Below are 12,767 nucleotides of genomic sequence, written 5' to 3' on the forward strand. Positions count from 1 at the left end.
CCGTCATGCGCGCCAGAAGTCAGCACAGCACCCGCTCGGCCACCTCCCGGATCGTGTCCGCCAGTACCCCAGGGGCTGTGAGATGAGCAGCATGTCCCTGGCCCGCGAGTGTGAGGACCCGCGCCCTCGGCAGGGCGACCGCCAAGTCGGCCAGTCGCTCCCGCAGGTGGGCCGGGCTCATGTCGCCCTCGACCAGGGTGGTCGGCACATCGAGCCGCCTGAAGCGGTCGACGCCGACCCCGAGCGCATCGAGCGCGTCGATGTCGGCGACCTGCCCTGCCGCCTTCGAAGCGAACGCAGCCTGCGCCTTCGGATCCGCGACCAGCGTGTCGACCAACTCCGCGGGGAGTTGGACGATGTCACGCAGGTGGATCCGCATCGCCTCACCCGGATCTCCTGCAGCGAGGGCCTCGCGGGCGCGCCGGGCCGCCTCCGCTCCGACCAGCGACCTGGTGGGCATCGGCGGCTCGTAGAGGAACAAGCCTGCGAACATCTCGGGCGCGAGCAAGGCGGCTTCCAAAGCGGCGACCGCACCCGAGGAGTGCCCGACCAGGAGCACAGGCCGGTCGAGGAGTCCGGCGACCGCCAGAACGTCCGCAGCCTCGACGGCCATCGAGTACGTCGGCGGGACACTCGCCCCCGGGACATAGACGCGACGGGTCACCCTGACGACCCGGAAGTCGTCGGTCAGCGACCGTATGACGCCGTCCCAGGACCTGGCGTCCCCACCGCCCCCGTGAACGAGGAGCAGCGTCGGCCCTCTGCCGTTGTCGAGAGCAGTGACGGGCGTGCCATCAGCGGATGGTGCGACAAGCTCGGCCATGCGCGCAATTCTGCGCCGCTCTGCCTGCAGCGCACCGGCATTCCACCGACGCCGAAGGCCGGCAGGCTCAACTCCACCGCCCCGTACAGAACCGTTTCCGGGCCGCGGGGGCCGGAGGCCAAAAGCCCCTACCGCACGCGCCCGCCGATTCGGTCCTGGCAGTCGCGCCCTACGGACGGTGACCACCCATCACCGCCCACCGGGCCGGATTGCTCACGGCCGGCCGACGCCACCACTGCTCGTCAAGCACGGATCCCCGCGTTTCCGCACCAGCCAGTGCTCACGGAATCGCGACCCCTGCATCCGGCGTGATCCGCCGGACGAACCCGCCCTGGCCCACCGGGCAGGGCTGGGCCGGGGGCTCAGCCGAGCCTGATGAAGGGCGCCGTCCTGCAGGGCAGCCCGTTGCTGTCGACGAGCCAGAGCATGTAGAAGCCGGGGGGCGCCACGGTGCCGTCCGGGGGTGCGGTGACGGTGAGCGAGGAGCCCGCACCCGTGAAGGGCACGCTCACATACCGCTGGTCGCCGTCGAAGGAATGGGTCACGGAGCCGCACCGCATGAGGACGACCCTCGCGATCGGCGTGCCGGTGGAGGTCGGGGTGTAGTCGACACGGAAGGTCCGGCCGTAGCCGACGGCCCCCGGTGCGGACCTGATGGTGACCCGGTCGGCGACCGCCACATAGTCGGGTTCGAACAGCTCGATGGACAGATTCGGGGTCGAGGTGTCGTTGAACTCGGAGCCGGCCGTCCACACACGGCCGTCGGGCGTGAGGAGCGCGACGGAGTGGTATCCGCGGGTCTCGGCCGCGACCGCGCCGGTGCTCCAGCTGCCGCCGGACGCCGACGGGTGGTACAGCTCGGCCGTGCGGACGCCGTCGGTCTCCTTGTACACCTCTTTGGTGACGCCCCCGGAGACGAGCACGTCCCCGGTCGGCAGAAGGGTGGCGGTGCAGAAGTGGCGCACCGGTGGCCGGCCCGAGGCCGGGTCGGTCAGGGCGCGCGCCGCCGTGGGCGCCCAGTGCGGATCGGCGGCCCCCAGGTCGGTGACGACGGCCTGCTGGGCACCGCAGGCCAGCACCCGTGGGCGGTAGTTCTCCTCGTGGTGCAGCGGCAGCAGCACGGAGGTGGTGGGCTGGCTCGTGAAGAAGCGGTCCAGGTACATCCCGTCGATGGCCTGCGGCCCGGTGAACGCGCGGGTGACCTGCCGGGCCCCGGCGTCGTAGCACAGGCTCTTGTCCATGACGTCCACCGCGTAGGGCGGCGAGGTGTCGTCCGGGTTCGCCGAATACAGGTTGCCCGACTGGGGGTTGGTGGTCACGAGCCGGCTGTAGAGGGGCTGTACGACGAAGACTTCACCGGTGTGCGGCAGCACATGCAGCCGCGGGTAGTAGACCGCGTAGTCGTGGGCGCCGCTCACCCCGAGCTGTTTGTCCACGCCCTGCCAGGAGTTGCTCTGCTGGTGGTGGATCTCCGGCTTGGTGTTGTTGTGCCGCTCGTCGTAGTCGTAGTAGCGGTCCCCGTACTGGCCGATCAGCGGGTGTCCCGTGAGCGCGAGGACACCGCCGTCGGCCAGGGTCACCAGTGTGGGATACCACCGGCCGCCGCCCATGGGTGCGCCCGCCCCGCGCTGGGCCGGATCCCTGCTCAGGGATCCCGCGTACACCCAGAACTGCCCGTTCAGGATGAGGAACCAGGCCTGCCAGCCGGGTCCGGGCTCCCACCAGGTGCTCCAGACCGCTCCGTCGGTGCCGGTGGCGAAGAGGTCGAGGTGCTGGTCGCCGTGCCAGAGGGCGGTGACGGTGGCGCCGGGCTGCATCCTGACCTCGGGATGGACGAGGAACCACGGCTGCCAGCCCGGCCCCGGCTCCCACCAAGCACTCCACACCGCCCCGTCCGTCCCCATGGCAAACAGATCCAGATGACCGGCGTTCCGCCACAGCGCGGTCACCGTCGCCCCCGGCCGCATCTTCACCTCGGGATGGATCAAGAACCACCGCTGCCAGCCCGGCCCCGGCTCCCACCAGGCGCTCCAGACCGCCCCGTCCGTGCCGGTGGCAAAGAGATCCAGGTGATCGCCGTTCCGCCACAGCGCGGTCACCGTCGCTCCCGGCTGCATCTTCACCTCGGGATGGATCAAGAACCACCGCTGCCAGCCCGGCCCCGGCTCCCACCAGGCGCTCCACACCGCCCCGTCCGTCCCCGTGACGAACAGATCCAGGTGATCGGCGTTCCGCCACAGCGCGGTCACCGTCGCCCCCGGCCGCATCTTCACCTCGGGATGGATGAGGAACCAGGGCCGCCAGCCGCCGGCGGGGTCCCACCAGGTGCTCCAGACCGCCCCGTCGGTGCCGGTGGCGAAGAGGTCGAGGTGCTGGTCGCCGTGCCAGAGGGCGGTGACGGTGGCGCCGGGCTGCATCCTGACCTCGGGACGGACGAGGAACCACGGCTGCCAGCCCGGTCCCGCCTCCCACCAGGTGCTCCAGACCGCCCCGTCCGTGCCGGTGGCAAGCAGGTCCAGGTGGCCGGCGTTCCGCCACAGCGCGGTGACCGTCGCCCCCGGCTGCATCCGTACCCTGGGCTGGATCTGGAACCACGGCACCCAGCCGGTGCCCGGCTCCCACCAGGCGCTCCACACCGCCCCGTCCGTGCCGGTGGCGAAGAGGTCCAGGTGCCGGTCGCCGTGCCAGAGTGCCGTGACGGCCGCTCCGGGCCGGGCCCGGAACTGCGCCGTGTGGTCGAACAGCCAGCTGGCACGCGTGCCGCTCCAGTGGGCGTGGTGCGGGTCGCCTTCGGCGGGGTCGGGCCAGTGCTGCGTACCGCCCGCGACGACCAGCCGCCCGTCCGGCCGGAAGGCGTGGCCGCTGCAGAACAGGTCGGCGTCCGGGGAGCCCGGATTGGACACCTGTCGTGTCGCGCAGTCGTACAGCCTGGTGTGATCGATCTGGGCCTTCCCCGCCGGATAGCGGGAATCGGCCACCGGGTTCGGCTCGTTCTCGATGGCCTCCCACACGGGGGCCTCCACCCACTGGCTGCCCGAGAAATAGAGGACCCGGCCCTGCTGTCCCACCGGCAGCAGGGCCGCGTGCACCGCGAGCACCTGTGCCGCTCCCCCGGTCCCGTTCGGCCCCGATCCGCCGCCGACGTACACCCAACTGCTCATCGCAGCACCCCCGTTGATGTCATCGCCTTCCATGGGCAACGCCTCATTGTGTGCCGGTGGGGCGCCGCCCCGGCAGCGGCGCCGAGGGGGCCCGGGGGCAGGTGGTCGTGCGCCGGCGTGCGGCGTGCACCACTGCACGCCGAGGATCACCAACAGTCCGCATACCGAACATGAACATCCGGTCAACGAACCATTTCCAGCCAACTTTATGACGCGGTCCTGACAGATACCGTGATCCCCTGCCACTCTTCCCACGGCCGACTCACAGCAACCCCACACTTGCTCCGCGTGAGCCGGTCCTGCACCTGCACGTGGTTCCGCGTAACGCCCTGTTCTGCCCGGACGTCCCAACCCACCGTCCGGTCTCCCCTGGCCGCGCGACCCGCGGTCACGCAGAAGGAGTCAGTGTTGAGTAGCACCTCTCGCAGACGCACCTCCCACACCACGCGTCGCCGCACCGCCACCGTCGCCCTCGCGGGCGTCGCCGCCCTGATCGCCGCGGCCGTCCAGTCCGGCGCTGCGTCCGCCACCCCGGCGAAGCCGCAGGCCGGCAAGGCCGACCCCGCCCACATGGCGCTCAAGCTCTCGCCCTCGCAGCGCACCGAGCTGATACGCCACGCCGACGCCGAAAAGGCCGCCACGGCCAAGGCGATCGGCCTCGGCAGCAAGGAGCGGCTGGCCGTCAAGGACGTCGTCAAGGACGCCGACGGCACCGTGCACACCCGCTACGAGCGGACGTACGCGGGTCTTCCGGTGCTCGGCGGCGACCTCATCGTCGACACCGCCAAGTCGGGCGCGACCAAGAGCGTCATCAAGGCAAGCAACGCCACTCTGAGCGTCGCCGGCCTCACCCCTGCCGTGACGAAGTCGGCCGCCGAGAAGCAGGCCGTGCAGCGCGCCAAGGCCCTCGGCAGCACCAAGTCGTCCGCGGACAGCGTGCGCAAGGTGATCTGGGCCGGCTCCGGCAAGCCCGTCCTCGCCTTCGAGACCGTGGTCGGCGGCCTCCAGGACGACGGCACCCCGAACCAGCTGCACGTCATCACCGACGCCGCCACCGGCAAGAAGCTCTTCGAGTACCAGGGCATCAGGACCGGCATCGGAAACACCCAGTACAGCGGCCAGGTGTCGCTGACCACGACCCAGTCGGGGTCGAACTACACGCTGACCGACGGGGCGCGCGGCGGCCACAAGACGTACAACCTGAACCACGGCTCCTCGGGCACCGGCACGCTGTTCTCCCAGACCAACGACACCTGGGGCAACGGCACCACGTCCAACGCGGCGACCGCGGGCGCGGACGCGCACTACGGTGCGGCGGAGACCTGGGACTTCTACAAGAACACCTTCGGCCGCAGCGGCATCAAGAACGACGGCGTCGGCGCCTACTCCCGCGTCCACTACGGCAACGCGTACGTGAACGCCTTCTGGGACGACAGCTGCTTCTGCATGACCTACGGCGACGGCTCCGGCAACAACGACCCGCTGACCGCGCTGGACGTCGCGGGCCACGAGATGAGCCACGGCGTCACCTCCAACACCGCGGGCCTGGAGTACAGCGACGAGTCCGGCGGCCTGAACGAGGCCACCAGCGACATCATGGGCACCGGCGTGGAGTTCTACGCCAACAACAGCACGGACGTCGGCGACTACCTCATCGGCGAGAAGATCGACATCAACGGCGACGGCACCCCGCTGCGCTACATGGACAAGCCCAGCAAGGACGGCGGCTCCGCCGACTCCTGGTACTCGGGCGTCGGCAACCTCGACGTGCACTACTCGTCGGGCGTGGCCAACCACTTCTTCTACCTGCTCAGCGAGGGCAGCGGCGCCAAGGTCATCAACGGCGTCAGCTACAACTCGCCGACGTCGGACGGCCTCCCGGTCACCGGCATCGGCCGGGACAAGGCGCTGCAGATCTGGTACCGGGCGCTGACCACCAAGTGGACGTCCACCACCAACTACGCGGCCGCTCGTACCGGCACCCTCGCGGCGGCGGGCGAGCTGTACGGCACCTCCAGCGCCGAGTACAAGGCGGTGCAGGACGCCTGGGCGGCCGTCAACGTCGGCTCCCGCTCCGGCGGCGGTGGCGGCGGCGGTTCGTCGTACGAGAACACCACCCCGGTGTCGATCCCGGACAACGGGCCCGCGGTGACCTCGGCGATCACCGTCTCCGGCAGGAGCGGAAATGCGCCAAGCAATCTTCAGGTGAGCGTCGACATCACGCACACCTGGCGGGGTGACCTGGTGATCGATCTCGTCGGTCCGTCGGGCACCTCCTACCGCCTGAAGAACTTCTCCTCGTCCGACTCGGCGGACAACGTGAAGCAGACCTTCACGGTCAACGCCTCCTCCCAAACGGCCAACGGAACCTGGAAGTTGAAGGTCCAGGACCAGGCGGCGCAGGACGTCGGAACCATCAACAGCTGGAAGCTGACGTTCCCGTAAACCGCAGGCAACCGGTTCGGGAACAGGGCGCCGTCGGAGGGTTCGACACCCTCGGGCGGCGCCCGTTCACACACCCGAAACGTGGGGCCACATCCCTGAAATATTCGCCCGACTGTCGGTTTTCGGCCAACATCACTTCAGGGTCATGACATGTACGCGCCCTCGATGTCACAGTTCCCTCACCCGCCGCAGCAGCACAGCAATTTGACAACGCCATACTCACCGGCCAGTAACCCCACACTGCCCGGTCTCCCCCACCAGAAGGAGCTTTCGTGAGCCCCCTCTACGCGCGTCACAAGCGCGCCACTCTGGCCATCGCCACCGCTGTCGCCGCCGGAGCCCTCATTTCCACCGGTCTGGCCACCAGCGCCAGCGCCCAGACCCCGGCCGGGTCCGCAGCCGCCAAGCCGCTGACTGCCGCCCCGGCCGCGCTGTCCGCCGCTGCCCGCACCACCCTGATACAGAAGGCCGAGGCCGACGCCGCAGGCACCGCGCGGCAGATCGGCCTCGGCGCCAAGGAGAAGCTCGTCGTCAAGGACGTCGCCAAGGACGCAGACGGCACCGTCCACACCCGCTACGAGCGCACCTACGCGGGCCTGCCGGTCCTCGGCGGCGACCTGGTCGTCCACACCGCCAGGTCCGGCAGAACCGAGGGCGTCACCAAGGCCACCAAGTCGGCCATCAAGGTGGCCTCGCTCAAGCCGCAGATCACCGCCGCCAAGGCCGCGAAGCAGGCCGTGAGCGCCGCCAGGACCCTGGGCTCCGCCAAGACGTCCGCGGACGGCGCGCGCAAGGTGATCTGGGCCGGCTCCGGCAAGCCCGTCCTCGCCTACGAGACGGTCGTCGGCGGCCTCCAGGACGACGGCACCCCGAACCAGCTGCACGTCATCACCGACGCCGCCACCGGCAAGAAGCTCTTCGAGCGCCAGGGCATCGAGAACGCGACCGGCACCGGCAAGACGCTGTACTCGGGCACCGTCAGCCTCACCACGACCCAGTCGGGCTCGTCGTACAACCTGACCGACGCCTCCCGGGGCGGTCACAAGACCTACAACCTGGCCCGCAAGACGTCCGGCAAGGGCACCCTGGTCAGCAGCTCGACCAACAGCTTCGGCACCGGCACCGCATCCAGCTCCTCCAGCGACCAGACGGCCGCCGCCGACGCCGCCTACGGTGCGCAGGAGACCTGGGACTTCTACAAGAGCACCTTCGGCCGCAGCGGCATCAAGAACAACGGTGTCGGCGCCTACTCCCGCGTCCACTACGGCAACGCGTACGTGAACGCCTTCTGGGACGACAGCTGCTTCTGCATGACCTACGGCGACGGTGAGGGCAACACCGACCCGCTGACCTCGCTCGACGTGGCCGGTCACGAGATGAGCCACGGTGTCACCGCCAACACCGCCGGCCTGGACTACAGCGGTGAGTCCGGCGGCCTGAACGAGGCCACCTCGGACATCTTCGGCACGGGCGTGGAGTTCTACGCCAACAACGCCAAGGACCCCGGTGACTACCTCATCGGCGAGAAGATCAACATCAACGGCGACGGCACCCCGCTGCGCTACATGGACAAGCCCAGCAAGGACGGCGGCTCGGCGGACTACTGGTCCTCGTCCGTCGGCGACCTGGACGTCCACTACTCGTCGGGTGTGGCGAACCACTTCTTCTACCTGCTGTCGGAGGGCAGCGGTGCGAAGACGATCAACGGTGTGAGCTACAACTCCCCGACGAAGAACGGCTCGACGGTGACCGGCATCGGTCGCGCCAAGGCGCTGCAGATCTGGTACAAGGCGCTGACCGAGTACATGACGTCGACGACCGACTACTCGGACGCCCGCGCGGCGACCCTGAGCGCGGCGTCGGACCTGTACGGCTCCGGCAGCACCGAGTACTCGACGGTGAAGGCGGCCTGGACCGCGGTCAACGTCACCAGCTGACCGAACGGCTGACAGGCGGTACCCCGGCGGAACGCGCCCGGGGTACCGCCCTACGCTTGTGACCCATGTCCCAGGCGTCCTTCACCTACGAACCGGTCGGCGTGACCCGCGACGATCTGGCCCACTGCCCGCCCGGCTTCCGCCCTCTGCTCGTGCGCACACGCCTCGGCGAGGGCCACAAGGTCTTCGACCGGGCCGCCGAGGCGGTCCTCACCTGGGAGATGCACCGCGCCCTCGGCGTGGGCATCGACGCCACCGCCGACCGGGCGGCCCCGGGCGTGGACGTCACGGTCACCCTCGCCGGCCTGATCAAGGCCCCCTGCCGCATCATCTGGACGGTGACGGAGGGCCGCAGAGCCGGCTGGGCCTACGGCACCCTGGAAGGCCACCCCGAGTGCGGCGAGGAGGCCTTCGTGGTCGACCGCACGGGCGACGGCACGGTCTGGCTGACCGTGGCCGCCTTCAGCCGCGCCCAGAAGTGGTACGCCCGCGCGGGCGGGGCGGCGACGCGGGGCCTGCAGCACGCGTACGCCCGCCGGTGCGGGGCGGTGCTGAAGCGACTGTGCGCGGGGCTGTCGGAGGAATGAGACCCGACCGGGGCGGGCTCGCAGCACGGTCCGGCGACGCGGCCGACGGCACCGGGCGTGCGGCCGGCACCGGTGCTGCTCGCGACGCTCTGGCGGCTGTACTCCCCGGCTCTCTCCGGGGAACGGACGCTTCGGCCCGGCCCGCCCGATCGCGCCGTAGGGCGGTGCGAGGCGCTGCCCCGCGCCGCCCCTCGCGCATCCCCTACCGCATCAGCACCCCCGCCCCCTCCGCCGTCTCCTCCGACGGCACCGCCACCAGCCCCAGTTCCACGCTCGACGCGAGGAGGGGGTGCGCCGGCAGGATGCGGACCGTGTAGCCGTAGGGGCCGGTGCGGTCCAGGGAGAGGGGGCCCTCGTAGAGGCGGCGGCCCTCCAGGTCGGGGGCGCCGGTGGGCTTCAGCGGGACCGTCGTGGCGTCGGTGATGCGGTCCTCGGCGTCGACCCGGCCCGAGACCGCCTGCACCTCGACGTCGTCCGGGGTCAGCTCGCCCAGCCCCACCCGCACCCTGAGACCCACGGTCGTGCCGAGTTCCGCGGTGGCCGCCTGGGCCGTCGTCTCGACGTGGTCGACACTCACGCCGGACCACGCGGCGCGCACCCTGGCCTTCCAGGCGGCCAGTTCCGTGGCCGTCTCGGGGGTCAGCGCGCGGTGGGACAGGGCGGCGGGCGCGTACAGCCGGTCGACGTAATCCCGGACCATGCGGCCGGCCAGCACCTTCGGGCCGAGCAGCGAGAGCGTGCGGCGGACCATCTCGATCCAGCGGTCGGGCAGCCCGGCCCGGCCGCGCTCGTAGAAGCGCGGGGTCACCCGCTGTTCGAGGAGGTCGTAGAGGGCCGCCGCCTCGATGTCGTCACGCCGGTCCGTGTCGGTGGCCGCGCCGTCCGCCGTGGGGATGGCCCAGCCGAAGTCCGGCTTGAACCATTCGTCCCACCAGCCGTCCAGCACGGAGAGGTTGAGGCAGCCGTTGAGCGCGGCCTTCATCCCCGAGGTGCCGCAGGCCTCCAGCGGGCGCAGCGGGTTGTTGAGCCAGACGTCACAGCCCGGGTAGAGCTTCTGTGCCATCCCCATGCCGTAGTCGGGCAGGAAGACGATGCGGTGGCGCACCCGCGGGTCGTCGGTGAACCGCACCAGCTCCTGCACCAGCCGCTTCCCGCCGTCGTCCGCCGGATGCGCCTTGCCCGCGACGACGATCTGGACCGGCCGCTCCGGGTGCAGCAGCAGCTCCATCAGCCGGTCGCGGTCCCGCAGCATCAGCGTGAGCCGCTTGTACGACGGGACGCGGCGGGCGAACCCGATGGTCAGGACGTCGGGATCGAGCACGCCGTCGATCCAGCCCAGCTCCGCGTTCCCGGCGCCGCGCTGCCGCCAGGAGGCGCGCAGCCGGTCCCGCACCTCCAGCACCAGCTGTTCGCGCAGGGTGCGGCGCAGCTCCCAGATCTCCTGGTCCGCGATGTCCTCGACCGAGTCCCAGCGCTCGGAACCGCCGACGGTCAGCGCGTCCTCGGCCCGCTCGGCGCCGACCTCCCGGGCGCCCAGCCTGAGCACCTCCGGGGCGACCCAGGTCGGGGCGTGCACCCCGTTGGTGACCGAGGTGATCGGCACCTCCGCGGCGTCGAATCCCGGCCAGAGTCCCGCGAACATCTCCCGGCTGACCTGCCCGTGCAGCAGCGAGACCCCGTTCGCCCGCTGGGCCAGCCTGAGCCCCATCACGGCCATGTTGAACAGGTTCGGCTCGCCTCCCGGGTAGGTCTCCATGCCCAGCGCCAGGATCCGCTGGACGTCGATGCGCGGCAGTTCGGCGTTCGCCCCGAAGTGCCGGGCGACCAGCTCCCGGTCGAAACGGTCGATGCCGGCCGGGACCGGGGTGTGGGTGGTGAACACGGTCCCGGCCCGTACGGCCTCCAGCGCCGATGGGAAGTCCAGGCCCGTGTCGCACAGTTCGGCGATCCGTTCCAGACCGAGGAAGCCGGCGTGTCCCTCGTTGGTGTGGAACACCTCGGGCTCCGCGTGCCCGGTGAGCCGGCAGTAGGTCCGCACGGCTCGGACACCCCCTATCCCGAGCAGCATCTCCTGGAGCAGCCGGTGCTCGCTGCCGCCGCCGTACAACCGGTCGGTCACCCCGCGTTCGCCGAGGTCGTTCTCCTCCACGTCCGAGTCGAGCAGGAGCAGGGGCACCCGGCCCACCTGGGCCAGCCAGATCCGGGCGTGCAGCGCCCGGCCGCCGGGCAGGGCGAGGGAGAGCCCGGCCGGCGTGCCGTCGGCCTCCTTGAGCAGGCCGACGGGCAGCTCGTACGGGTCGAGCACCGGGTAGTGCTCCTGCTGCCAGCCGTCCCGGGACAGGGTCTGGCGGAAGTAGCCGTGCCGGTAGAGCAGGCCGACACCGATCAGGGGGACGCCGAGGTCGCTGGCCGCCTTCAGATGGTCGCCGGCCAGGATGCCGAGGCCGCCGGAGTACTGGGGCAGTGCGGCCGTGATGCCGAACTCGGGGGAGAAGTAGGCGACGGCGGCGGGCAGTCCGTCGCCCTGGTGCTGGTACCAGCGGTCGCCGGACAGATAGTCGTCGAGATCGTCGGCGACCGCGGTCAGCCGGCGCAGGAACCGCCGGTCCCCGGCCAGCTCGGCAAGCCGGGCCGGGCGTACCCCGCCGAGCAGCCGCACCGGGTCGCCCTCGGCGGCGGTCCAGCGTTCGGGGTCGACGGACTGGAACAGGTCGCGCGTTTCCGCATGCCAGGACCAGCGCAGATTGCGCGCCAGGTCGCTCAGCGGCCGGAGGGGTTCGGGGAGAACGGGACGGACGGTGAACCGACGGATCGCCTTCACTTTCCACCTCGGACGCGTTGCGGGGTGAGACGCACAGCACTGTACGTCTCGTCGTCGATGTCGACGGTAGTGGTTACCGCGGGGTCGGTGGGGACGTACCGGGACGGGTGTCGGGGCGTGAAAGGAGCACGGCGCGGGGGCGGCGGGGCGTGGGAACGGAGCCTGCGGGAACCTGGAAAAGTGGGCCGGTCTTGTGCGTAGACGTACGCGTGAGTAGTTAACAAAGTGCCGGATTGCCCACCCGAATAGGGTGGGAAGGCTCCTCCGGTACGCCCACAGCAGCACCACAGCTCGTCCGCAGGACCCACCTCCCCATATCCCTCCGCCCACACCCACGTTGAAGCGGACAGGAGCGGTCATGCCCGCCACGCACCACCACTCGTCAGCGCCCACGCCCCCCGGCAGGACAGCCGGACAGCCGATTTCGGGCAGAAAACCGGGAGCGCGGGCGGAGAACCACCGCGATCCGGCCACGCCCCGGCAGCGTCCTGCCCCGGCCGCGGGCGGCACCGCCGTCGGCCGTATCCCCGTCCTCGACGTACGCCCCGTGGTCCAGCACGGGCGCAGGCCCGCCAAGGCCGTGGCGGGCGAGTCGTTCGAGGTGTCGGCCACCGTGTTCCGGGAGGGGCACGACGCCGTCGCGGCGAACGTCGTGCTGCGGGATCCCGAGGGGCGCGCGGGCCCCTGGACGCCGATGCGTGAACTCGCCCCGGGAACCGACCGCTGGGGCGCCACCGTCACGCCCAGCACGCCCGGCCGCTGGACCTACACGGTGGAGGCCTGGTCGGATCCGGTCACCACCTGGCGGCACCACGCGCAGATCAAGATCCCGGCGGGCATCGACACCGGTCCGGTCCTGGAGGAGGGCGCTCGGCTGTACGAGCGTGCAGCCGCGGGGGTCCCCAAGGGACCGCAGCGCGAGCCGGTCCTGGCCGCCGCGCGGGCTCTCGGTGACGATTCGCTGTCGGTGCACCACCGGCTGAAGGCCGCGCT

Annotated in this window: 7 protein-coding genes; 4 read left to right on the forward strand and 3 right to left on the reverse strand. The window is 70.9% G+C overall.

Annotated features, from left to right (window positions below):
- Window positions 1-19 precede the first annotated feature (19 nt).
- Window positions 20-823 (reverse strand): alpha/beta hydrolase, encoded by an 804-nt coding sequence (locus AB0H32_RS27360; RefSeq protein WP_361125313.1) that lies wholly within the window; start codon window positions 821-823, stop codon window positions 20-22.
- 362 nt (window positions 824-1,185) lie between these two features.
- Window positions 1,186-3,984 carry a galactose oxidase-like domain-containing protein gene (locus AB0H32_RS27365; protein ID WP_361125315.1) on the reverse strand — a complete coding sequence of 933 codons (2,799 nt, stop codon included), beginning with the start codon at window positions 3,982-3,984 and terminating at the stop codon, window positions 1,186-1,188.
- Between the two features lie 405 nt (window positions 3,985-4,389).
- On the opposite strand from AB0H32_RS27365, the gene AB0H32_RS27370 reads away from it, so the two are divergent.
- The 3 genes from AB0H32_RS27370 (at window position 4,390) to AB0H32_RS27380 (ending at window position 8,953) form a co-directional block, all read left to right on the forward strand.
- A complete protein-coding gene (locus tag AB0H32_RS27370; RefSeq protein WP_361125317.1) occupies window positions 4,390-6,429 on the forward strand; it encodes a M4 family metallopeptidase in 2,040 nt (679 codons plus the stop codon).
- 272 nt (window positions 6,430-6,701) lie between these two features.
- Window positions 6,702-8,366, forward strand: a complete 1,665-nt coding sequence (locus tag AB0H32_RS27375) for a M4 family metallopeptidase (protein ID WP_361125319.1) — start codon at window positions 6,702-6,704, stop codon at window positions 8,364-8,366.
- 65 nt (window positions 8,367-8,431) lie between these two features.
- Complete coding sequence (locus tag AB0H32_RS27380) at window positions 8,432-8,953, forward strand: DUF1990 domain-containing protein (RefSeq protein ID WP_361125321.1); 522 nt, start codon at window positions 8,432-8,434, stop codon at window positions 8,951-8,953.
- A 202-nt stretch (window positions 8,954-9,155) separates the two neighbouring features.
- On the opposite strand, the gene AB0H32_RS27385 is transcribed toward AB0H32_RS27380, so the two are convergent.
- Complete coding sequence (locus AB0H32_RS27385; protein ID WP_361125323.1) at window positions 9,156-11,774, reverse strand: glycosyltransferase family 1 protein; 2,619 nt, start codon at window positions 11,772-11,774, stop codon at window positions 9,156-9,158.
- Between the two features lie 358 nt (window positions 11,775-12,132).
- On the opposite strand from AB0H32_RS27385, the gene AB0H32_RS27390 reads away from it, so the two are divergent.
- Window positions 12,133-12,767, forward strand: a 635-nt coding sequence (locus AB0H32_RS27390) for a maltotransferase domain-containing protein (protein ID WP_361125326.1), incomplete at its 3' end; no start/stop codon positions are given.

Origin of the sequence: Streptomyces sp. NPDC020362, from assembly GCF_040642095.1 — a bacterium.
In the GTDB taxonomy this organism is placed as follows: domain Bacteria; phylum Actinomycetota; class Actinomycetes; order Streptomycetales; family Streptomycetaceae; genus Streptomyces.